Origin of the sequence: Micromonospora sp. HM5-17, assembly GCF_003762835.1 — a bacterium.
In the GTDB taxonomy this organism is placed as follows: Bacteria; Actinomycetota; Actinomycetes; order Mycobacteriales; family Micromonosporaceae; genus Plantactinospora.
Window position 1 is genome coordinate 1 of the sequence record NZ_RJWA01000005.1, and the last position, 22,671, is coordinate 22,671.

Below are 22,671 nucleotides of genomic sequence, written 5' to 3' on the forward strand. Positions count from 1 at the left end.
AGCCGATCGCCGGCACCGACCCTGGCGCGTTGACGCCGGTTACCGCTGATGCGACGACTCCGCCGGATGCAGGGCGGCGACGATCGCCTCGGCGGTGCGGCGCCCGATGCCGGGCACCTCGGCGATCTCCTCCAGCGTGGCCGCCGAGAGCCGCCGGAGCGATCCGAAGTGGCGCAACAACGCCTTGCGGCGTACCTCGCCGAGTCCGGGGACCTGATCCAGACCGGAGGTGGTCATCCGCTTGGAACGCCGCTGCCGGTGGTACGTGATGGCGAACCGGTGCGCCTCGTCCCGGACGCGTTGTAGCAGGTAGAGCCCTTCGGAGGCGCGGGGCAGGATCACCGGGAACTCATCGCCGGGCAGCCACACCTCCTCCAGCCGCTTCGCCAGCCCGCAGAGCGCGATGTCGTCGATGCCCAGCTCCGCCAGCACGGCCGCCGCGGCGGCGACCTGCGGCTGCCCGCCGTCCACCACCACCAGTTGCGGCGGATAGGCGAACCTGCGGGGCCGGCCGGTGGTCGGGTCGATCCCGGGCCGATCCGGGTCGGAGGCCATCTCCTCGCCGATCTCGCCGGTCTCGCCCCGCGCCTGCAGGTAGCGGGTGAACCGACGACGCAGCACCTCCGAGAGGGCCGACAGGTCGTCGGTGGCGCCGCGGATCGCGAACCGCCGGTACTCGCTCTTGCGGGGCACGCCGTCCTCGAAGACGACCATGCTGGCCACCACGTCCGTCCCCTGGATCTGGGAGACGTCGTAGCACTCGATGCGCAGTGGGGCCGTACGCAGCCCGAGCGCCTCGGTGAGTTCGTCCAGCGCCTCGCTGCGGGTGGTCAGGTCCCCGGCCCGACGCAGCTTGTGCCGGGTCAGTGCCTCGGCGGCGTTGCGGGCGACGGTCTCCAGCAGCGCCTTCTTGTCACCGCGCTGCGGCACCCGGAGGGTGACCCGGCTGCCGCGCCGGCCGGACAACCAGGCCGCCAACGCGTCGACGTCGGCGGGCAGCGCCGGCACCAGCAGTTCCCGGGGTACGTCGCGTTCGCCCTGCTCCCCGCCGTACACCTGGCTGCAGAAGTGGTGCACCAGGTCGCCGGTGGTCAACTCCTCGACCTTCTCCACCACCCAGCCGCGCTGACCGCGTACCCGACCGTCGCGGACGTGGAAGACCTGGACGGCGGCCTCGAGCGGGTCCTCCGCGAAGGCGACCACGTCGGCGTCGGTGCCGTCGCCGAGGACCACGGTCTGCTTCTCCATGGCGCGGCGCAGCGCCGCGATGTCGTCCCGCAGTCGCGCCGCGCGCTCGAACTCGAGCTTCTCGCTGGCCTCCCCCATCTCCCGCTCGAGGCGCCGGATCATGGTGTCGGTGCGGCCGCCCATGAAGTCACAGAACTCGTCGACGATGCGCCGGTGCTCGTCCGCGGAGATCCGGCCGACGCAGGGTGCCGAGCACTTGCCGATGTCGCCGAGCAGGCAGGGGCGGCCGATCTGTGCCTGGCGCTTGAACACACCGGACGAGCAGGTCCGGGCCGGGAAGACCCGCAGGAGCAGGTCCAGGGTTTCCCGGATCGCCCAGGCGTGCGAGTACGGCCCGAAGTACCGTACGCCCTTACGCTTGGCTCCCCGCATCACCTGCAACCGGGGAAACTCCTCGTCCAGGGTGACCGCAAGGTACGGGTACGACTTGTCGTCCCGGTAGCGCACGTTGAAGCGCGGATCGTACTGCTTGATCCAGGTGTACTCCTGCTGGAGCGCCTCGACCTCGGTCCCGACGATGATCCAGTCGACGCGGGCGGCCGTGGTGACCATCTGGCGGGTGCGCTCGTGCAGGGACGCGGGGTCGGCGAAGTACGAGTTGAGCCGGCTACGCAGGCTCTTCGCCTTGCCGACGTAGATCACCCGGCCGTCCGGGTCCCAGAACCGGTAGACGCCGGGCGCGTCCGGGATCGTGCCCGGCGCCGGGCGATAGGTGGCGGGGTCAGGCACGTCGACAAGCCTAATCGGTGATCAATCTGGGGTGTCCCGGCGCGACGGCGGAGCCGGTCGCGCCGGGACCCGGGTTCAGGCGAGGACGATGTCGTCCCCGGTGACGGTGATGTTCTTGGCGGCGAGTGCCTTGGTCGCCGGGCCGCCCTTGACCGAGCCGTCCGCGATCGAGAACTTGCTGAAGTGGCAACTGCAGTTGATCGTGCCGCCGTCGACGCTCGTCACCGGGCAGTTCTGGTGGGTGCAGATGGAGCTGAAGGCCTTGAACTCGCCCTTGGTCGGCTGGGTCACCACGACCTGCTGGTCCGCGATGATCTTCCCACCGCCGACCGGGATTTCGCTGGTCTTCGCCAGCACCGTGCCGCCGCCGGCGGGAGCGCCCGTCGCGCTGTCTCCGCCCGGCGTGCCCGCGGGAGTGCCGCCGCTCCCCCCGTCCAGGGCATCGTCGTCGCCCGTGCCGCATGCGGCCAGCACCATGGAGGCGCCCACCGCCCCCGCGCCCGCCAGCAGTGCCCGTCGGGTGTGCGTGCCCGGCCCGGTCACGGTCTGCTCGTCACTCATGCCTTGCCTTTCTTGATCAACGTCGACGCCGCGCTCCTGGTCGTCCGCGGCCATGCCCGAAGACACGGATATATCCGGCAACCGGTTCAACCGGCTCGTCATCAGGACGTGGTGCCGCGCCCGGCCCGGGCCGCACCGCCGTTGGCCTTCGTGGCGCGGGCGGCCGCCGCCGTCGAACCCTTCGGCGGACCGCTGAGCCCCAGGATCGGGCGGAGGAACCGGCCGGTGTGGCTCTCCGGAACCTCGGCCAGCTCCTCGGGGGTACCGATCGCCAGCACCGTACCGCCCCGGTGACCGCCCTCGGGTCCCATGTCGATCAGCCAGTCCGCGGTCTTGATCACATCGAGGTTGTGCTCGATGACGATCACGGTGTTGCCCTTGTCGACAAGGCTGTTCAGCACGCCGAGCAGTTTGCGGATGTCCTCGAAGTGCAGCCCGGTGGTCGGCTCGTCGAGGACGTAGACGGTCCGCCCGGTCGACCGCTTCTGCAGCTCGGCGGCGAGCTTGACGCGCTGCGCCTCGCCGCCGGAGAGCGTCGGCGCCGGCTGGCCGAGCCGGACGTAGCCAAGGCCGACGTCGACCAGGGTCTTCAGGTGCCGGTGGATCGCCGGGATCGCCGAGAAGAACTCGGCGGCCTCCTCGATCGGCATCTCCAGGATGTCGGAGACGGTCCTGCCCTTGTAGTGCACCTCCAGGGTCTCCCGGTTGTACCGGGCACCCTTGCAGACCTCGCACGGGACGTACACGTCCGGCAGGAAGTTCATCTCGATCTTGATCGTGCCGTCGCCGCTGCAGGCCTCGCACCGGCCGCCCTTGACGTTGAACGAGAACCGGCCGGGCCCGTACCCCCGCACCTTTGCCTCGGTGGTCTCCGCGAAGAGCTTGCGGATGTGGTCCCAGACCCCGGTGTACGTCGCCGGGTTCGACCGCGGCGTACGCCCGATCGGTGACTGGTCGACGCCGACGACCTTGTCGACGTGTTCCAGCCCGGTGATTCGCAGGTGGCGCCCGGGCACCAGGCGCGCCCCGTTGATCTGGTTCGCCAGGACGGCGTACAGGATGTCGTTGACCAGGGTGGACTTGCCGGAGCCGCTGACCCCGGTGACCGCGATGAACTGCCCGAGCGGGAACGGCACGGTCAGGTTGCGCAGATTGTGCTCGCGCGCCCCGTGCACCACCAGCTCCCGGCCCGGCGTCTGCGGCCGGCGCTGTCCGGGCGTGGGGATCGACCGGCGCCCGGACAGGTACGCCCCGGTCACGGACTCCTCGTTCGTCAGCAGCTCGGGCACCGGGCCGCTGTGCACGATCCGCCCGCCGTGCTCACCCGCGCCCGGGCCGATGTCGACGATCCAGTCCGCGGTCCGGATGGTGTCCTCGTCGTGCTCGACCACGATCAGCGTGTTGCCCAGGTTCTTCAGGCGGACGAGCGTCTCGATCAGCCGGTGGTTGTCCCGCTGGTGCAGCCCGATCGACGGCTCGTCGAGGACGTAGAGGACGCCCACCAGGCCGGAGCCGATCTGCGTCGCCAGCCGGATCCGCTGCGCCTCGCCACCGGAGAGGGTGGCGGCGGGGCGGTCCAGCGACAGGTAGTCGAGCCCGACGTCGACCAGGAACCGGAGCCGGGCGTTGATCTCCTTGAGGACCCGCTCGGCGATCATCTTCTGCCGGTCGGTCAGGGTCAGACCGCCGAGCATCTCCGCGCACTCGCCGACCGAGAGCGCGCAGACCTCCGCGATGTTGCGCCCGCCGACGGTGACCGCCAACACCTCCGGCTTGAGTCGGGCGCCGCGGCAGACCGGGCAGGGCACGTCCCGCATGTAGCCCTCGTACTTCTCCCGGGACCACTCCGACTCGGTGTCGTTGTGCCGACGCTCGATCCACTGCACCACGCCCTCGAAGCCGGTGTAGTAGGAGCGTTCCCGGCCATACTTGTTGCGGTAGCGCACGTGCACCTGGTCGCTGGAGCCGTGCAGGATCGTCTTCTGCACCCGGGACGGCAACGCCCGCCAGGGGGTGTCGAGGTCGAAGTGCTCGACCTCGCCCAGCGCCTCCAGCAGCCGCAGGAAGTACTCCATCGTCTGCCCGCCGGACCACGGCTGGATCGCGCCCTCCCGCAGGGTGCGCTCCGGATCGGGTACGACCAGCTCCGCGTCGACCTCCTTCTTCATGCCCAGCCCGGTGCACTCGGGGCAGGCGCCGTACGGGGCGTTGAAGGAGAAGACCCGGGGTTCGAGATCCTCGATCGCCAACGGGTGGTCGTTGGGGCAGGCCAGGTGTTCGGAGTAGCGGCGCTCCCGGTCCGGGTCGTCCTCGGGGAGGTCGACGAAGTCGAGCAGGACCAGCCCGCCGGAGAGCCCGAGCGCGGACTCGACCGAGTCGGTCAGTCGCTGCTTCGCGCTGGCCTTGACCGTGAGCCGGTCCACCACCACCTCGATGGTGTGCTTCTCCTGCTTCTTCAGCTTCGGCGGCTCGGTCAGCGGGTAGACCACCCCGTCGACCCGGGCCCGGGCGTACCCCTTGGCCTGCAGCTCGGCGAAGAGGTCGACGTACTCGCCCTTGCGGCCCCGGACCACCGGGGCGAGCACCATGAACCTGGTGCCCTCCGGCATCGCCAGCACCCGGTCCACGATCTGCTGCGGGCTCTGCCGGCTGATCCGCTCGCCGCAGACCGGACAGTGCGGCTCACCGATCCGGGCGAAGAGCAGCCGGAGGTAGTCGTAGACCTCGGTGATGGTTCCGACGGTGGAGCGCGGGTTGCGGGAGGTCGACTTCTGGTCGATCGAGACCGCCGGGCTGAGGCCCTCGATGAAGTCGACGTCCGGCTTGTCCATCTGCCCCAGGAACTGCCGGGCGTACGACGACAGCGACTCGACGTACCGCCGCTGACCCTCGGCGAAGATCGTGTCAAAGGCGAGGCTGGACTTCCCCGAGCCGGAGAGGCCGGTGAAGACGATCATGGCGTCGCGCGGCAGGTCGAGGTTCACATCGCGCAGGTTGTGCTCCCGCGCGCCACGGATGATCAGTCGGTCAGCCACTGTCCGCGCACTCCATACGTTTTGTCCGGATCTATGGGCGCACAGCAGCGCCGCTCTCGGCGCAGAGACGCGCCTCGGCAACTCTAGCCCCGGCGTATGACAGTCTCGCGCACCCGGTCATTCCCGCAGCTCACGGCACCCGTACCCGGGCCAGCGAGGCGGCCCGACCGATCAGTCCACCGCCGGACGGCTGCCGCCGCAGGCTCCGGGAGACCGGCCCGGCTCCGGCGCCGCGCGCAGACCGCCGGCACCCGCGCGTGGACCGCCGGCGCGAGGACGAGCCCGGCCGCCGCGACGAGGCCGGCCGCCCCGACGGTGCCGGACGGCGCCTACCAGCCGCGGGCCCGCCACTCCGGGAGGGCGGGACGCTCGGCACCCAGCGTGCTGTCCCGGCCATGGCCCGGATAGAACCACGTCTCGTCCGGGAGCCGGTCGAAGAGCTTGTGCTCGACGTCGTTGATCAGCGAACCGAACCGCTCCGGATCCCGGTCGGTGTTGCCGACCCCACCCGGGAATAGGGAGTCCCCGGTGAAGAGGTGGGTCCCGTCGGCGTCGTCACGGTAGAGCAGGGCGACCGAGCCGGGGGTGTGCCCGACGAGATGGATCACCTCGAGCTCGCGCTCGCCGACGCGGATCCGGTCGCCCTCGGCGAGCGGCTCGCAGGGGATCGGCAGCCCCTCGGCGTCGGCGGCGTGCACCAGCGACCGGGCCCCGGTGGCCGCCACCACCTCCTCCAGCGCGACCCAGTGGTCCCGGTGCCGGTGGGTGGTGACCACGGCCGACAGGCCGCCGTCCCCGATCAGCTCCAGCAACCGGGGCGCCTCGTTGGCCGCGTCGATCAGCACCTGCTCGCCGGTGGTGGGACAGCGCAGCAGGTAGGCGTTGTTGTCCATCGGGCCCACCGAGAGCTTGCTGATGATCAGTCCGGTCATCTCCCGTACGTCCGCCGGGCCGCCGGGGGTGACATTGCCGGTGTAGGTGCTCATGGGTCGTACCTCCGAGTCAGGTCCGGCCGGACGGGCACGGGGCGGGTCCGGCGAGCGTACCGGTCGCGTCGGCCGCCAACGGATCGATCCGGCGGCTGGCCGACGGACCGATCCGGCGCTGGGCGCGGATCGTACGCCCGACTCCGTCCGCGGGGACCTGCGGACGGCGGCCGTGCCGGTCCACCCTCGCGGGCGGGGGACCGGCGCCGTGGGTACCGACGATAGCGGGCCGGCGAAGGCGATCGCCCCGACGATCGCCGCCGGCACCCGGAAATGGCTTTCGGCGTGGTCGGGTCGCCGCCTACCGTCAACGCACGGCGCATACCCGGGGACCGCGTCCTTCCCGTACGGCACGTTCTGACGGCGAGGATTGACATGACCTTCGATCTCGCGTCCCTCGGATGGGACGCGTCGCTGGCCGCCGCGTACCCCGAACGCGGCGGTGACCACCAGCCCGGGCGGGTGATCCGTGCCGACCGGGGGGTCAGCACTGTGCTCACCGCCGAGGGCACGGTCCGGGCCAGCCTCGCCGGCGCCCTCCTGCTGGCGGCAGCCCGGGACGCGGTGAACCTGCCGTGCGCGGGCGACTGGGTGGTGATCCGAACCTGGCCGGACCAGCGGATCACCATCGAGGCGGTGCTGCCCCGGCGGACGGCGGTAATCCGGCGGACCTCGGACAAGGACGCCAGCGGTCAGGTGCTGGCCGCCAACATCGACGCGGCGATGGTGGTCGAGCCGCTGCATCCGGCGCCCGACGTGGGACGGATCGAACGGCTGCTCGCCCTGGCCTGGGAGTCGGGGGCGCAGCCGCTGGTGGTCCTCACCAAGTGCGACCTGGTCGCCGACCCGGCGGCGGTCGCCGCCCAGCTACGCCAGGCCGCGCCCGGGGTCGAGGTGCTACCGGTAAGCGCCCAGCGAGGGCACGGGCTGGCCCGGCTGCGGTCGTTGCTGGCCGCCGGTCGTACCCTCGCCCTGCTCGGTCCCTCCGGCGCCGGGAAGTCGACCCTGGTCAACGCGCTGGCCGGGGCGACGGTGATGACCACCCAGGGGGTACGCGGGGTGGACGGCAAGGGCCGGCACACCACCACCCACCGGGAGTTGATCCTGATTCCGGGCGGCGGGGCGGTGATCGACACCCCCGGCGTGCGGGCGGTCGGCCTGCTCGACGCCGCCGCGGGACTCGAACAGGCGTTCGCGGACGTGGCGGCGCTGGTGGCGGCGTGCCGGTTCGCCGACTGCGGGCACCGGGGCGAGCCCGGCTGCGCGGTTCAGGCCGCGCTGGACTCGGGCGAGCTGGGGGCGCGCCGGTGGGAGAACTGGCAGAAACTCCAGCGCGAGGTGGCGTACGAGACGCGGCGCCGGGATGCCCGGCTCGCGGCCGAGGAGCGGCAGCGGTGGCGGCGACTCCGCCAGCAGCGCGGCAGGCGTACAGCGGGTCGGTGAGCCGGCCGGGAGCCCGGCTCGCGGCCCGGCGAGCACCGAGCCGGGTGCGGGAGCCGGCCGGGACCGGATCGCCGGACCGGGCCGGAAAGGTGTTGTCGCCTCCCCGGTGCGGCTCCTACCGTGGTCAGTACGCCGGTCACCCGGGACCGGGCCGCCCGACGGGATCACCCGATGGCGGCCGACCTCGTCCCGACCGCTGCGGGCGGCGCGGTCTGGCCCGGTCGCCCGGGCGGATGCCGTCGCCGCGCGGTCCGGGGGTCGTCCCCGGCTCGGGCCTCCCGCCCGGCCGGTGGGGTGCCGACGGCGTCGGCGGGCCGTCGGTGGAGATGTGCCGCAACCGGCAGTGCGGCGTGGGCGGAAGCACGGCGCCGCAGCCTCCACAGCCGACGGTCACACGCCGAGCCCGGAGCGCCGCCTCCCCGGCCCCGGCCGGCAGGACCGGTGCCCTTGACACGTCCATAGTGGTACGTACGTCCGGCCCGCGCGGCCCACCCCGCGCCGGCCGGGTGGTTCCGGGCACGGGAGACCGCGAACCCGCCGGGTGTCGGCACCGGAGACACCGGGTGCGGATCCCGACCCGGACCGATCGAGGACCGTTGGAGTAGTGGAGAACTCGCCAGGCTCTCAACCTGGAGACCGCCGGTTCGATTCCGGCACGGTCTGCGCACCGATTACAGTTGTCACCGGACAACGACGCGGCGGTGGTTCGGTAGGGCGACCTGCCCCCGGACCGCCGGAGCCCCCGGCCTCCTCAGCCGCGCGCGGTCCCGCCCGCTCCGGTAGCCCAATGGCAGAGGCAGCGCGCTCAAACCGCGCCCAGTGTGCGTTCGAATCGCACCCGGAGCACCAGGTGCCCGAAGCCGCACCGCGGCCCGGCGAGTCCCGCCCACCGGACCATTCCCGGATCGTCCAACTGGCAGGACGCCTGATTCTGGTTCAGGAAACCGAGGTTCGAATCCTCGTCCGGGAGCGATGCTCTCGGCGCCCACCGAGCGGGGCACCGACCCGAGGGCCACACGTTGCGCACTCACCGCATACCGACCGCGACGGCTGCCGGTCCGCACCCGGCCGAAACCCCGGTCGAGCGGCCCGGTCCGTACCGGCCGGATTGCCCGCGCGCCGTCCCGCCCGGCCGGAGCTCAGCCCTCCGCCGAACCGCGTCGCCGGGCCGCCCACCAACCGCGGACCCCGAGCACCCCCACGGCGGTGCCGATGGCCAGGGACGCCACGATCAGCAGCGCGTGCACCCAGAGGAATCCGGTGGGCGTTCCCTGGCCGATCTCCCCGGTCGACCAGGACCGCGGGTCCTGCCAGATCGCCACGGCGAAGCGGGGCCAGATCGCCCAGGTCCAGATCCCGACCAGGACCAGGAACGCGGCCCAGCCTCTCGACAGCACCATGGCTGGCCAGTATGCCAGGCCGAGCCGCGGGTCGGCCGGGGCGCGCGCCGGCGCATCCCGTCCGGCGCGCCGGCGCCGCGTGAGCGGGGCGTCGCGCGGTGGACCCCACGTCGGACCCGGTGGCGCGAGCCGATGATCTCCTGAGCCGGGCCGGTGGCGCACCGCGGTGTCACGCCCCGAGCCGGTCAGCCCGAACCGGTCGATCCTGGATCGCCTCGCCGAGCCGGTTACGCAGCCCGAGCAGTATGAGCCCGCCGAGGAGCAGGCCGAAGCCGAGCGTGCCGACCGTGGCGAAGGTCTCACCGGGCAGAAGATTGCCCAGCGACCGGGCCACGGTGCCGAGCACCAGGTAGAGCCCGGCCCAGAGCACCGCGCCGACCGCCGCGAACCCGAGGAACCGCCGGTACGACATCCGCAGTCCCCCCGCGGCGAGAGGCAGCACCGCGTTCAGCACCGGCAGGAAGGGCGCCACCATCACCATGCGCCCGCCGCCGCGGTCGAGCAGCCGCTCCGCGGCCGACCAGCGGGTCTCTCCGATCCACGCGCCGGCACGGCTCCGCCGCAGCCGGGCGCCGAACATCCGCCCGGCGAGGAAGGTCAGCGACCACCCGACCAGGCAGCCCCCGATGACGGCGAGGAAGGCGCTGGCGCTGGCCGGCCGACCGACCCCCACCGCGGTGAGCACCGCGACGTCCCCCGGCACCAGGACGCCCAGCAGTGGAATGGCGTCCAGCACCATGATCACACCAAGCGCCGCCAGGAACAGCGCCGTCGGCAATTCCCCCACCTGGCCCAAGGAGTCCCCCACGCCCCGAAACCGTACGCCGGCTCCCCGATCCGGACATCCGGGTCCAGCCCCGACATCACCCTGAGGCGATCTCGGGGTCGACTCCTCCCCACCCGCCGGATCCCGCCGGTACGTCGGGCCTTCCGGCCGCGCCCCACCCCGAAGGCCGCTACTGTCAGTGACGTACGGGGCGCGCCGCGAACAGACGCGCCGCTAAGGAGACACGCAATGGCAACCGGCACCGTGAAGTGGTTCAACTCGGAAAAGGGCTTCGGCTTCATCGCACAGGATGGTGGGGGCCCCGATGTCTTCGTCCACTACTCGGCGATCGCCACGTCCGGGTACCGGGAACTCAGTGAGGGCCAGAAGGTCGAGTTCGACGTGACCCAGGCCGAGAAGGGCCCGCAGGCGGCGAACGTCCAACCCCGCTGACCCCCTCCCCCGTGGGCCACCGCAGACCGACGGCCGCGGCGGGACGGGCTGTGGACGGGTCGCGACGCCGCTCAGGGCTGGGCCGGAATGCCGTACGCGAAGAAGAGCACCGGCTCGCGTCGCCGGCCGTCCTCCGGGATCTTCCGGTTCTCCCAGCGTGCGAGCAGTTCCTGCAGTTCCTGTTCCAACTCGGCGAGTTCCTCCGGGGTCAGCCGCAACCACCGGTCGGTGGAGAACGGCCCCTTCCCCCACGCGGCGTGCGCGTCGTCGCCCGCGGCGTACCAGGCCCGGACCACGCCGATCTGCCGCTCCAGGTTGAGCGCGGTGGCCGCGTCAGCGACCACCCGGGCCGCGGGGTCCCCCGCATCGTCACGCCTCGACCAACGCACTCTCCGGGGAACCAGCCGCCACCAGCGTTCCCGGCTGGTGCGGGCGAGGTCGGGAGCCGCCTCGATCAGCCCGGCGGCACCGAGCACCCGCAGGTGGTGACTCACGTTGGCGACCGCCTGGCCCGTCCGCTCGGCGAGCACGCTGACCGTCGCGGGTCCCTCCGCCTCGAGGACGTCCAGCAGGCGCCGGCGCAGGGGGTGGGACATCGCGGCCAGCACCCGGGACTCGGCGCCCTGACCGACGTCGGCGTTCTCCACGCCGCCATCCTGACACCGGCAGCGCCCCTGATGCATGAGGGATCCGCGCACACCATCCATCGACAATTCGGCCGACGGCGGAAACCGAGGCCCGAGCCAGACCACCGGCCCCTAGCCTGAGCCGTATGGAGAAGGTCGCGTTGGTGCTCGGGGCCACCGGCCAGATCGGACGCGCCGCCGTACGGGCGCTGGTCGCCGACGGCTGGCACGTCCGCGCCGCCGCCCGCGGCCTGCGCGCGGGCGCGCCGTGGCCACCCGCCTGGAACGTGGAACTGGTGCACCTCGACCGCGAGGACCACGCCGCGCTGGCGACCGCGCTCGGCGACGGCTGCGACGTGCTGGTGGACACGGTCGCGTACGGCGGCCGGCACGCCCGCCAGCTCCTCGCGCTCGCCGACCGGATCGGCTCGGCGGTCGTCATCTCCAGCGCGGCGGTCTACGTCGACGACGCCGGCCGGGGCCTCGGCGAGGAGGGTGTCCGGTTCCCGGTGCCGATCCCCGAGACCCAGCCGACCGTCGCCCCCTCCGACGGTGGCCCAGGCGCCGGCTACGCCAGCGAGAAGGCCGCCCTGGAACGTGAGCTGCTCGCCGCCGGGGCGGTTCTCCCCACCACGCTGCTGCGGGCCGGCGCCGTCCACGGGCCGCACAGCGTGCACCCACGCGAGTGGCACTTCGTGAAGCGGGCCCTGGACGGGCGTCCGGTCCGGATCCTCGCCTACGGCGGGCGGAGCCGGTTCCACCCGGTCTCCACCGCCAACCTCGCCGAGCTGATCCGGCTCGCCGCCAACGAGCCCGGCGCCCGGGTGCTCAACGCCGCCGACCCGGAGCCGCCCACGGTGGCGGAGATCGGCGCGGCCGTCCACGCCGTACTGGACCACGACGCGGAGGAGGTGCTGATCGAGGGACCGTCCCCGGCACCCCCGGTGGGTGAGACGCCCTGGTCGGTACCGGAACCGGTGGTGCTGGACATGAGTGTGGCGCAGCGGCAGCTCGGCTACCGCCCGGTCGTCGGTTACCTGGACTCGCTCCCCGAGACGGTGCGCTGGCTTGTGGACGCCGCGCGGGGCCGGGACTGGCGCATCGTCTTCCCGGCCCTGGTCCACAACTACCGGACCGACTACTTCGACTACCTGGCCGAGGACGCCTGGCTGCGCCGGCACCGGTAGCCGCGTCTCCCCACCGCGACGGCCCGGCTCCCCGCCGGCCGGACATGCCGGACGTCCCCGGGCCGGCGCGGCCGAGCACACCAGACCCGGCCGGCCACCACCGCCGCCCCGGCCGGCCCGTGCGACGCCGCCGGTGCGGGGCCGCGTGACGCTGGTGCGAGCCAACCGGCGCGACGCCGCCGCTGCGCGCCGGCCGGCGGACCACCGGAACCGGCCGGGCGGCGGAGCCGTCGCTAGCTGGCCGGCGTGGTGGTCGCGGCGGCCAGCTTGGTGGCCAACTCCGCCGCGCGGTCGCCGAACGCCGCCTTCAGCGCGGTGACCACGTCGTCGAGGTCCTTCGACCCGAGTCCATTGAGGACACCGTCGATGATCTCCTGCTCGTTCACCCAGTCCTTGCCGAGCATCGTCATCTGGTTGGCCTTGATCTCGGTCAGCATGCCCTCGATGTTGTAGAAGTGCTGTCGGATGTCGGTACGCCCGCTGCCGTCCGGCTTCTGCGCGCCATGCCAGAGGATGTAGTTGACGTCCTTCGCGTACGTGAACAGTTGCTTCTGCTGCTCGTCAGACAGTGCCGGCATGATGTTCTCCTCTCCGGACAGCAGCGCATCGACGTCGCGCCGGAACCGGTCCATGTTGAAGCTGGGATCCGTCTTGACGCTGGAGTGGCCGTAGCCGCCGGGCTGGTGCTCCTTGTGCCCCGCGATCCCCCACCCGGTACGGCGACGAATCGCCGCCACCCCCCGCACGTACGAGTCGTACTGCCGATCCGTCCACGGCTCGTTCAGGGCGTGCTGCGCCTCGATGCCGAGCAGACCCGAGTTGCCGACTCCCTTGAACGGGCCGGCCCAGCCGATCCGGACGTGGTTGCAGCGGCCGGAGGCGATGACGTGCCAGTGCCCGGTACGGGAGAGGTAGAGCTGGGCGATCGGCGGTGGCGCGGTGGGGGAGCCGTTCAGCAGGACGTAGATCTCACCGGCGTCGGTGCTCGTCCGGGATCCCCTGGTCTCGTGGATGATGATCCCGTGCGGGTCGAAGGAGCTCGACCCGCGATCACGCCACCCGCCGACCTCGTGCACGGTGAGCCCGGCCGACCGGAGTACGTCGGGAAGCCAGAGCAGTCGCATCGGTCGACCCTCCTAACTCGGAGGCGGGGTTCCACTACCGAACGTATCGACTCCCGACGACCGGCGTCCAGTCGGTCAGCATGCCAAAATCTGCAAAAGCAATGGTCAACCGGGGTGGAGCCGGCTCTCCGAGCGCTCAGGCCACCGCGCCTAGAACGACAGGCACTCACACTCCGTCATCAACGCCCGGACGTTGCGGACGTACTGCGGGTTCGGGATCCGCATCCCCTCGTCCGTCACCACGGCGCCGTGCCCGAAGTTGTACGCCGAGATCACCGCGTTGAGCAGGCAGGAGTTCAGCTCGCTCGTGCACAGGTCGGCGTCCAGCCGGTAGTCGCCGTCGAAGAACGCGTCCCCGATGTACTTGGTGAGCCAGGCCAGGTACGTCGCGCCCAGGTAGGCGTTGTCCTGGTAGTCGTTGATGTCGTACGACTTCTCGAAGCGCTGGTTCATCCACGTCGCCGTGTCGGGCATCACCTGCATCAGCCCGACCCCGCCGTCGCAGGCGATGATGTTCGACTGCCAGCCGCTCTCCTGCCACGCGGTGGCCTTGAGCAGGTTGAGCGGGATCTTGATGCTCGGCGCCGAGACCGGCCAGTAGGTCCGCCCCGCCGCGTTGGTCAGCGCCTGCTTCACCGCCGCCCGGCTCGCCGCCTCCCCCTCGTACCGCGGCTTGGTGCATCCACCGTCGTTCACCGGCTTCGGCGCCGGTGGCACGTTGGTCTCGACCGGCGGCTTCGGCTTCTGCCGCGGGGTCGGCCGCTTGCTCGGGGTCTTGGACGGGGTGGCGGACGGCGTCGGTCGGGCGCCCAGTCCCGCCACCGACGACGGTTCCGGAGTCGGCTCCACGTCCGGGCCGGTCGTCGGGTCGGTCGCCTGGTCGACGCCCGCCGCGATCTCCGCCGCCGAGTCGGTTGCCCCCGTCTCGCCGTTGGCGCAGCCCGCCACGAACGCCAGGACCGTCGCCCCCAACACCAGCCCGAGCCGTCGTACCCGTCCGGTCATCAGCCGCTCCCCCGTGAGATTCCGGAGGGGGACCCTAGCAGGCCGCGGGCGGGTCAGGGGACCCCGCCGCACTCCGGTGCCACCGTGCCGGCCTCCGTCGCCTCCCCCGGCCCGCCACCGCGCCGGTCTCCGTCGCCGACCGCGTGGCCGTGCCGGTCTCCGTCGCCGCCTCCGGTCCGGTTCCCCGGCCCCGCCGGGTCCTCCCCGCTCCCGGGGGCGGGCGCGCCGCCCGCGGCGGACGCGCCGTCGACCGGCCCGCCACCCGGGGCGCACCCGCCGGCGGAGGCGTCCCCGACAGCCGGTCCGTTCTCTCCATCCTCGACGGCCGGATCCGACGGCTCGGCTGTCCGACTCCCCGCCGCGGCGTCGCCGAGCCCGGTGTCGACGGTTCGCAACGCCCGGTCCCGGGTCACCCAGGCGACCATGAAGACCGCCGTCCAGAGCCCGCCGAGCAGCATCGAGGTCACGGTCTCGCTCGCCGAGCTCCACCCGACGTAGAGCCGGGCTCCGGCGACCGTCACCACCCCGACCGCCGCCACCGTCCAGGCCGCGACCGCCACCGGCCACCGGCTGTTGCGGCCGAGCAGCCAGGCCAGCGTGCCGAGACTCGCCACGACCAGCGCGTTCTGCGCCGGGAAGAGCCCCACCGGGCTGCTCCGGCCCGGCCCCGTCAGGTCCGCGACCAGGGCCAGCACCACCAGCGGTACGAAGGCACCGGCCGTACCGACCACGCTCAACAGGTCGGCCCGCCACGGTCGGCTCCGCCAGCCCAGCACGGCGGCGACCACCGCCACCACGAGGATCAGCACCGGCCCGCGCAGCACCCCGATCGTGGCCCGCGCCAGTTCGGCCACCTCCTCGGTACGCCGTGCCGCGAACCACTCGGCGATCGTGCTGTCCACCACCGCCAGCCCGCTCTGCGCCACCAGTAGGTCGAGCAGCCAGGCCAGGGCCAGCCCGACCACGAAGAGCAGCGCCAGTCCGGCCACCAGGTTGGTCACCAGCGTCCAACCGGGCCCGATGCGGATCGCCAGCACGAAGAACAGCACGCCGTAGCGCTGGACCAGCCAGCGCAGCGGCGGCAGCGCGGTGGCCCGGGCCAGCAACGCCCGGGCCGGATCCGGGTTGCGGCCCAGCCAGCGGCCGACCAGCACGATCACGACGATGAAGACGATCAGCAGCAGCACCGCCCCGGTCGCCCGGCCCAGATAGTGGGAGACCGTCTCGTACGACTCCCCGGCCAGGTACCCGGCCAGCACCGAACCGCCCACCCAGCTGACCACCCCGGCCAGGTTCCACGGGACGAACCGCCGGTACGGCATGCCGGCACTCCCGGCCAGCCGGGGCACGAGGGTACGGGCGAACGCCACCCACCGGGCGGCGAGGACGCCCCGGCCACCGAGCCGGCGCAGCATCGCGTCCGCCCGCCGCCAGCGTTCCGCACCGACCCGGCTGCCCCACCGGCTGGCCCGCAGCCGCGGCCCGTACCGCCGGCCGCTGCGGAACGCCAGGGTGTCTCCCACCGCGGCGGCGAGAATCATCACCACCAGCGCGGGCCCGAGCCGGAGCAGTCCGGTGTAGGCGAGAAACCCGACCAGCAGCAGGGTCGCCTCCGCGGGCATCACCAGACCGACGATCAACGCGGTCTCGGTGGCGACCAGCAGGGCGGCGGCCAGGTAGACGAGCAACGGCGGCCACTCCTGCACCACCGCCAGGACTTCCTGCACGTCCACCCCCCGAATTCCCCGCCAGCATGCCAGGCTGGCAATGGGACACTCCCATGATTACGGCTCAATCCACCCGCGCGCCTCGGGGGGAACCCGGACGCCGGCCGGAAACCCGGGGACTGGGAGGATGGGGAACATGCAGACCCGCGCCGACCTCCGCAACGTCGCCATCATCGCCCACGTCGACCACGGCAAGACGACCCTGGTCGATGCCATGCTGCGGCAGGCCGGCGCCTTCTCCGCCCGCGCCGAGCCCGGTGAGCGGGTGATGGACTCCATGGATCTGGAGCGGGAGAAGGGCATCACCATCCTGGCCAAGAACACCGCCGTGCGGTACCTGCCGGCGGACGGTTCCGCGCCGGTCACCATCAACATCATCGACACCCCCGGTCACGCCGACTTCGGCGGCGAGGTGGAGCGCGGCCTGACCATGGTCGACGGGGTACTGCTGCTGGTCGACGCCAGCGAGGGCCCGCTGCCGCAGACCCGCTTCGTGCTCCGCAAGGCACTCCGGGCGCGGCTGCCGATCATCCTCGTGATCAACAAGGTTGACCGACCGGACGCCCGGATCAAGGAGGTCGTGGACGAGACGTACGAGCTCTTCCTCGATCTCGACGCCGACGAGGAGCAGATCGACTTCCCGATCGTCTACGCCTGCGCCCGGGACGGGATCGCGTCGCTGACCCAGCCCGCCGACGGCACCGTACCGGACGACAGCAGCTCCCTGGAGCCGCTCTTCCGCACCCTGCTCGACACCATCCCGCCGCCGGCGTACGACGAGAACCACCCGCTCCAGGCCCACGTCACCAACCTCGACGCCTCGCCGTTCCTCGGCCGGCTGGCGCTGTGCCGGGTCCACCAGGGCACCATCCGCAAGGGCGCGACCGTCGCCTGGTGCCGCGCCGACGGCACCGTCGAGCGGGTCCGCGTCTCCGAACTGCTGATGACCGAGGGACTGGAGCGGACCCCGGCGGAGTCGGCCGGGCCGGGCGACATCATCGCGGTCGCCGGGATCCCGGAAATCATGATCGGCGAGACCCTCGCCGATCCCGAGGACCCCCGACCGCTGCCGCTGATCACCGTCGACGAGCCGGCCATCTCGATGACCATCGGCACCAACACCTCGCCGCTGGTCGGCAGGGTCAAGGGCACCAAGGTCACCGCACGGATGGTCAAGGAGCGGCTGGACCGGGAGCTGATCGGCAACGTCTCGCTGCGGGTCCTGCCGACCGACCGGCCGGACGCCTGGGAGGTGCAGGGCCGGGGTGAGCTGGCGCTGGCCATCCTGGTCGAGCAGATGCGCCGCGAGTCGTACGAGCTGACCGTCGGCAAGCCGCAGGTGGTGACCCGGGTGATCGACGGGAAGGTGTGCGAGCCGGTGGAACGGCTCACCATCGACGCTCCGGAGGAGCACCTGGGCGCGATCACCCAGCTGCTCGCCACCCGCAAGGGCCGGATGGAGCAGCTGGTCAACCACGGCACCGGCTGGATCCGGATGGAGTGGCTGGTCCCGGCCCGGGGCCTGATCGGGTTCCGGACCGAGTTCCTCACCGCGACCCGCGGTACCGGGATCCTGCACCACGTCTTCGAGTCGTACGAGCCGTGGTTCGGCGAGCTGCGAACCCGCAACACCGGCTCGCTGGTCGCCGACCGGGCCGGCGTGGCGACCGCGTTCGCCATGCTCAACCTGCAGGAACGCGGCACACTCTTCGTGGAGCCGGCGACCGAGGTCTACGAGGGCATGATCGTGGGCGAGAATTCCCGTTCCGACGACATGGACGTCAACATCACCAAGGAGAAGAAGCTCACGAACATGCGTGCCTCCACGGCCGAGGAGACCGAGAAGCTCATCCCGCCCCGCAGGCTCTCCCTCGAGCAGGCCCTGGAGTTCTGCCGGGAGGACGAGTGTGTCGAGGTCACCCCGAACGCCATCCGGCTGCGCAAGGTCATCCTCGACGCCGCCGCCCGGGCCCGGGCCGCCGCCCGGCGTAAGCACGCCAGCTGACCCCCGCTCCCACCACCGATCCACGAGACACACATGACCTGGGACGAACTCGACACCGACCTGGCCGCCACGCCCGGCACCGTCTCGGTGTACGTCGGCCGGCCCGGCATCCGGCCGGCGTACACCCGGCTGCCGGAGAGCCCGCACTACGCGGCCAGCACCATGAAGGTTGCCGTGCTGGCCGCTCTCTACCGGGCGGCGGAGGCGGGCACGATCGACCTGGACGCACCGGTGCCGGTGGTCAACGACTTCCCGTCGGCGAAGCCCGGCGGCGGGCGCTTCTCCTGCGACGCCGAGGACGACAACGACGACGCGGTGTGGGCCCGGCTCGGCGGCACGGCGACGCTGCGCTGGCTCGCCGAGCGGATGATCATCCGGTCCAGCAACCTCGCCACCAACCTGGTGCTGGGACACGTCGGCCTGCCCACCGTCGCCGCGGTCTGGGCGGACAGCGGCGCCCGACACAGCCGTACCGCCCGGGGGATCGAGGACTTCGCCGCCCGGGACGCCGGGCTGGACAACCAGGTCACCGCCGCCGACCTGGCCGGACTCTTCTGCGCGATCACCCGCTCGCGGCTCGCCCAGCCCGGCACCTGTTCCGCCATGCTCGACGTGCTCTTCCGGCAGGAGCGCGGCGAGGACCTGGCGGCGGGCCTGCCGGCGGGGGTACGGATCGCGCACAAGAACGGCTGGGTCCGTGGGGTACGGCACGGGGCGGGCATGGTCTTCCCGGACGACGCACCGCCGTACGCCATCGTGGTCTGCACCAGCGCCGCGGCCGGCAGCGCCGGTGACGACGAGGCGGCGTGCCGGTTGATCGCCCGGATCTCGGCGATGGCCTGGGAGGCCCGGCACCGGCTGGGCGGCACCCGCTGAGCGGGCGCCGGTAGGGTGCTGAGCCATGTCGATCGCTGCTGTCCGCACCCACCGGCTCTCCGCCCCGCTGCACACCCCGTTCGTGACCGCGCTGCGTCGGACGACCACCGTGGAGACCCTGGTCGTCGAGGTGATCGACTCCGACGGCCGGTCCGGTTTCGGCGAGGCGCCGCAGGTGTGGCAGGTCACCGGGGCCTCGATCGGCGGCGCCCAGGCCTGCGTGGAGGAGATGCTCGCACCGATACTCACCGGCCGCAGCGCCGATGACCTGGTGGCCCGGTGCGCCGAGGTCCGCCGGGCGGTCGTCGGCAACGAGGCGGCCAAGGCCGCGGTGGACGTGGCGCTCCACGACCTGGCCGCCCGCCGGCTCGGCATACCGCTGGTCCGGCTGCTCGGCGGGGTGTCACGGCAGATCCCCACCGACGTCACCCTCTCCGCCGGCGACGCCGGGGACCTCGCCGCGGCGGCCAAGCAGCGGATCGCGGACGGCTTCGACGTCCTGAAGGTCAAGGTCGGTACCGATCCCGCCGGCGACCTGGCCCGGGTCCGCGCGGTCCGGGCCGCCGCCGGTCCCCAGGCCCGGATCCGGCTCGACGCGAACCAGGGCTGGACGCCCCGGGAGGCGGTACGGGTGATCCGGGCGATCGAGGACGCCGGGCTGGACGTCGAGATGGTCGAGCAGCCGGTGTCGGGTGCGGACATCGCCGGGCTGGCCTGGGTGAGCGAGCGCGTCGACCTGCCAATCCTCGCCGACGAGGCGGTGTACGGGGTTCGCGACCTCATCGAGGTGATCCGGCGGCGGGCCGCCGACCTGGTCAACGTCAAGCTGGCCAAGTGCGGCGGACTGGGACCGGCCCGTACCCTGCTGGAACTGGCCCGGGAGCACGGGGTGGGGACGGTGGTCGGCTCGATGATGGAGAGCCAGATCGGGCTGGGGGCCGCCGCGAGTCTGGTCGGGGCGTACGGCACCAGCGCCGTCTCCGATTTGGACGCCGCCTGGTGGCTGGCCTGGACGCCGGTTCAGGGCGGAATCCGGTACGCCGCCCCGTACGTCCTGCTCCCGGACGCGCCCGGACTGGGTATCACCGGCCTGCGCGCCGCTCCCACGCCGAGCTGACCGGGTCCGGACAACCCTGAAGGCAATGTTCATTCCGACATTGCCTTGTGGCGCTAAGTTTCATAGGGTCGGGCGCGTAGTTGAGGACGGAGGGGGCGACATGACGGTGCGCCCAGGTCAGGAAGCCGTCGTCCGGGTCGCCGTGGCCACCCTGTGGAGCCGCCCCGAGGCGGTGCGTCCGGTGGACGCACCGGCGTTGGCCCGGCGCACCGACATCCCCGGGTGGATCTCCAGGCTGACCGCCGACCAGCGGGTCGGGGACTGCGTGCTCAGCCAGCTCCTGCTGGGCGAGCGGGTGTTGGTCGAGGAGATCCGGCCGGACGGCTGGGCTCGCCTGATCGCGCTCGAGCAGCCCGCTGCCAAGCTCGACCCGCGCGGCTACCCCGGTTGGCTTCCGGTGGACCAGCTCGCCGAGCCCTCCGACACCGCGCCGCCGGCCCCCGCCCTGGTCGTGGCCGCGACGGTGACCGCGCTGCACGCCGCCCCGGCCGGGCGGGTGGAGCTGCCCGGCGTCATCCTCGGCACCCGGTTGGCCGGGGCGGGGCCGGCCGAGCGCGGCTGGCGTCCGGTCCGGGTTCCGGGTTACGACCACCCGCTCTGGGTCGCCGACGACCACGTCACCGTGGCGCCGACCCGACCGCCGCAGCCGGCGGAGGTGCTCGCGGTGGCGAACCGGCTCCGGGATGTGGTCTACCTGTGGGGCGGCGTGTCGACGTACGGCATCGACTGCTCCGGGCTGGTCCACCTCGCGTGGCGGCGGTTCGGCGTCCGGCTGCCCCGGGACGCCGACGACCAGGCCGCGGCGACCACCCCGGTCGCCCTCGGTACGGAACGCCCCGGGGACCTCTACTTCTTCGCCCGCCCCGGCCGCCGCATCCACCACATCGGCATCGTCACCGCCCGCCCCGGTCGACGCGGCGACCGGCGGATGCTGCACGCCTGCTACACGAAGCGGCGGGTGCTGGAGGAGCCGATGCCGGCCGAGCGGGCCGCGACCCTGGTCGGGGTGCACCGGGTGCTCTGCTGACGGCGGCCACCGACCGGGTCACCCCGCCGGCACGGCGGACCCGTGCGGGCCGGTGACCGCCGGGCCGACGGCGTACCGGCCGGCGGCGCGACCCGCGTCCGCCGGCCCGGGCTCAGGGCTGGCCGACCGGCACCCGCGTCCGCCGGCCCGGGCTCAGGGCTGGCCGACCGGCACCCGCTCCGCGGCCCGGCGGTCCCGGGCCGACTTGATCAGGCTGGCCGCGGTCGCGAGCGTCAGCGTCCCCAGGATGACGGTCAGGGAGAGCCAGATCGGGACGTGTGGCGCCCAGCTGATGTGCTCGCCGCCGTTGATGAACGGCAGGTTGTTGCCGGCGAGCGCCTCCAGGACCAGCTTCACGCCGATGAAACCGAGCACCACCGCGAGGCCGATGTTGAGGTAGATCAGCCGGTCAAGGAGGCCGCCGAGCAGGAAGTAGAGCTGCCGAAGCCCCATCAGCGCGAAGACGTTGGCGGTGAAGACCAGGTACGCATCCTGGGTGATCCCGAAGATCGCCGGGATGGAGTCGAGCGCGAAGACGAGGTCGGTGGTGCCGATCGCGATCAGGACGATCAGCATCGGGGTGAAGAGTCGACGACCGTTCTCGCGGACGGTGAGGCGGGTGCCGGAGAAGTCTCGGGAGACCGGCAGGGCGCGGCGGCTCCAACGGATCAGGACGTTCTCCTGGAACTCCTCCTCGGTCGGCTCCCCCTGCCGAAGGAAGTTGATCGCGGTGTAGATGAGGAAGGCCCCGAAGATGTAGAAGACCCAGGAGAACTGTGAGAGCAGCGCCGCCCCGGCCGCGATGAAGCCGCCCCGCAGGACCAGGGCGAGCACGATGCCGATCATCAGCACCTTCTGCTGGTACTGCCGGGGCACCCCGAACCGGGACATGATGATCACGAAGACGAAGAGGTTGTCCACCGACAGGCTGTACTCCGTGAGCCAGCCGGTGTAGAACTCGCCGGCAACGGTGAAGCCGTTGGTGACGGCGAGTCCCGCTCCGAAGAGCAGCGCGAGGCCCACGTAGAAGACGACCCAGAGGCTGGACTCCCGGAGGCTTGGCTCGTGTGGGCGATGCCCGATGATCAACAGATCCAACACGAGGATCGCCGTCAGCACGATCAGCGAGACGACCCACACCCAGACGGACACGTTCAAGACACTCCTCCGGCAGACACACAGCGTCGCTGACACGGCAGCGCACCGTGCGTCAGCGGCGTAAACGGTGGTGACTGTCGGAGGTCTCTTCCGCCGCCGCCGCCCGGCTCCCTGCCGCGCGACGACAACCTGCGGTGCCGGGTCCGTCGTGTCGATCGTTCGACCGGGGACCGTGTTGACGACACCACCGCGAAGGAA

General features: G+C 72.3%; 17 protein-coding genes, 3 tRNA genes and 1 pseudogene. 10 read left to right on the forward strand and 11 right to left on the reverse strand.

The genetic code is table 11. From position 1 onward, the window contains the following. Window positions 1-39 precede the first annotated feature (39 nt). From uvrC to EF879_RS15660, 4 genes are all read right to left on the reverse strand, one after another. Complete coding sequence (uvrC, locus tag EF879_RS15645; protein ID WP_123559299.1) at window positions 40-1,977, reverse strand: excinuclease ABC subunit UvrC; 1,938 nt, start codon at window positions 1,975-1,977, stop codon at window positions 40-42. Window positions 1,978-2,052: 75 nt separating this feature from the next. Next, complete coding sequence (locus tag EF879_RS15650) at window positions 2,053-2,538, reverse strand: Rieske (2Fe-2S) protein (RefSeq protein ID WP_123559301.1); 486 nt, start codon at window positions 2,536-2,538, stop codon at window positions 2,053-2,055. Between the two features lie 101 nt (window positions 2,539-2,639). Next, window positions 2,640-5,573: an excinuclease ABC subunit UvrA gene (uvrA, locus tag EF879_RS15655; RefSeq protein ID WP_123559303.1), complete on the reverse strand. Its 2,934-nt coding sequence runs from the start codon at window positions 5,571-5,573 to the stop codon at window positions 2,640-2,642. Between the two features lie 329 nt (window positions 5,574-5,902). Beyond that, the gene (locus tag EF879_RS15660; protein ID WP_123559305.1) at window positions 5,903-6,559 is read right to left on the reverse strand and encodes an MBL fold metallo-hydrolase; all 657 of its coding nucleotides are present in this window, start codon (window positions 6,557-6,559) and stop codon (window positions 5,903-5,905) included. Between the two features lie 375 nt (window positions 6,560-6,934). On the opposite strand from EF879_RS15660, the gene rsgA reads away from it, so the two are divergent. From rsgA to EF879_RS15680, 4 genes are all read left to right on the forward strand, one after another. Then, a complete protein-coding gene (gene rsgA / locus EF879_RS15665; RefSeq protein WP_123559307.1) occupies window positions 6,935-8,002 on the forward strand; it encodes a ribosome small subunit-dependent GTPase A in 1,068 nt (355 codons plus the stop codon). Between the two features lie 590 nt (window positions 8,003-8,592). Continuing rightward, window positions 8,593-8,665, forward strand: a tRNA-Glu gene (locus EF879_RS15670). Window positions 8,666-8,775: 110 nt separating this feature from the next. After that, a tRNA-Leu gene (locus EF879_RS15675) sits at window positions 8,776-8,851 on the forward strand. Between the two features lie 49 nt (window positions 8,852-8,900). Next, window positions 8,901-8,972, forward strand: a tRNA-Gln gene (locus EF879_RS15680). A gap of 169 nt (window positions 8,973-9,141) precedes the next feature. Here the strand turns inward: EF879_RS15680 and EF879_RS15685 are convergent. Further along, complete coding sequence (locus EF879_RS15685; protein WP_123559309.1) at window positions 9,142-9,402, reverse strand: SCO4848 family membrane protein; 261 nt, start codon at window positions 9,400-9,402, stop codon at window positions 9,142-9,144. A gap of 169 nt (window positions 9,403-9,571) precedes the next feature. Next, entirely contained in the window at window positions 9,572-10,210 is a 639-nt protein-coding gene (locus tag EF879_RS15690; RefSeq protein WP_199736457.1) for a DedA family protein, read from the reverse strand. Window positions 10,211-10,417: 207 nt separating this feature from the next. Here EF879_RS15690 and EF879_RS15695 point away from each other — a divergent pair, with 207 nt between their 5' ends. Beyond that, on the forward strand, window positions 10,418-10,621 hold the full coding sequence (locus EF879_RS15695; RefSeq protein WP_123559311.1) for a cold-shock protein: 204 nt from the start codon (window positions 10,418-10,420) through the stop codon (window positions 10,619-10,621). 71 nt (window positions 10,622-10,692) lie between these two features. Here the strand turns inward: EF879_RS15695 and EF879_RS15700 are convergent, their stop codons facing one another. Then, window positions 10,693-11,268: a helix-turn-helix transcriptional regulator gene (locus EF879_RS15700; protein WP_233604502.1), complete on the reverse strand. Its 576-nt coding sequence runs from the start codon at window positions 11,266-11,268 to the stop codon at window positions 10,693-10,695. 125 nt (window positions 11,269-11,393) lie between these two features. Between EF879_RS15700 and EF879_RS15705 the strand changes: the two genes are divergently transcribed. Beyond that, complete coding sequence (locus EF879_RS15705; RefSeq protein ID WP_123559315.1) at window positions 11,394-12,434, forward strand: NAD(P)-dependent oxidoreductase; 1,041 nt, start codon at window positions 11,394-11,396, stop codon at window positions 12,432-12,434. Between the two features lie 233 nt (window positions 12,435-12,667). Here EF879_RS15705 and EF879_RS15710 read toward each other — a convergent pair whose 3' ends face one another. From EF879_RS15710 to EF879_RS15720, 3 genes and pseudogenes are all read right to left on the reverse strand, one after another. Next, on the reverse strand, window positions 12,668-13,558 hold the full coding sequence (locus EF879_RS15710; protein WP_123559317.1) for an N-acetylmuramoyl-L-alanine amidase: 891 nt from the start codon (window positions 13,556-13,558) through the stop codon (window positions 12,668-12,670). 150 nt (window positions 13,559-13,708) lie between these two features. Further along, window positions 13,709-14,563: a transglycosylase SLT domain-containing protein gene (locus EF879_RS15715; protein WP_123559319.1), complete on the reverse strand. Its 855-nt coding sequence runs from the start codon at window positions 14,561-14,563 to the stop codon at window positions 13,709-13,711. Window positions 14,564-14,889: 326 nt separating this feature from the next. Beyond that, window positions 14,890-16,290 (reverse strand): annotated as a pseudogene (locus EF879_RS15720) (DedA family protein); the annotation flags it as partial. A gap of 136 nt (window positions 16,291-16,426) precedes the next feature. Between EF879_RS15720 and typA the strand changes: the two are divergent. The 4 genes from typA (at window position 16,427) to EF879_RS15740 (ending at window position 21,315) form a co-directional block, all read left to right on the forward strand. Next, on the forward strand, window positions 16,427-18,295 hold the full coding sequence (gene typA / locus EF879_RS15725; RefSeq protein WP_123559946.1) for a translational GTPase TypA: 1,869 nt from the start codon (window positions 16,427-16,429) through the stop codon (window positions 18,293-18,295). A gap of 33 nt (window positions 18,296-18,328) precedes the next feature. Then, on the forward strand, window positions 18,329-19,171 hold the full coding sequence (locus EF879_RS15730) for a serine hydrolase (protein WP_123559321.1): 843 nt from the start codon (window positions 18,329-18,331) through the stop codon (window positions 19,169-19,171). Between the two features lie 25 nt (window positions 19,172-19,196). Beyond that, window positions 19,197-20,288: a mandelate racemase/muconate lactonizing enzyme family protein gene (locus tag EF879_RS15735; RefSeq protein WP_123559323.1), complete on the forward strand. Its 1,092-nt coding sequence runs from the start codon at window positions 19,197-19,199 to the stop codon at window positions 20,286-20,288. Between the two features lie 100 nt (window positions 20,289-20,388). Further along, on the forward strand, window positions 20,389-21,315 hold the full coding sequence (locus tag EF879_RS15740; RefSeq protein WP_123559325.1) for an NlpC/P60 family protein: 927 nt from the start codon (window positions 20,389-20,391) through the stop codon (window positions 21,313-21,315). 153 nt (window positions 21,316-21,468) lie between these two features. Here the strand turns inward: EF879_RS15740 and EF879_RS15745 are convergent, their stop codons facing one another. Then, entirely contained in the window at window positions 21,469-22,473 is a 1,005-nt protein-coding gene (locus EF879_RS15745) for a TerC family protein (protein WP_123559327.1), read from the reverse strand. Window positions 22,474-22,671: the final 198 nt, after the last annotated feature.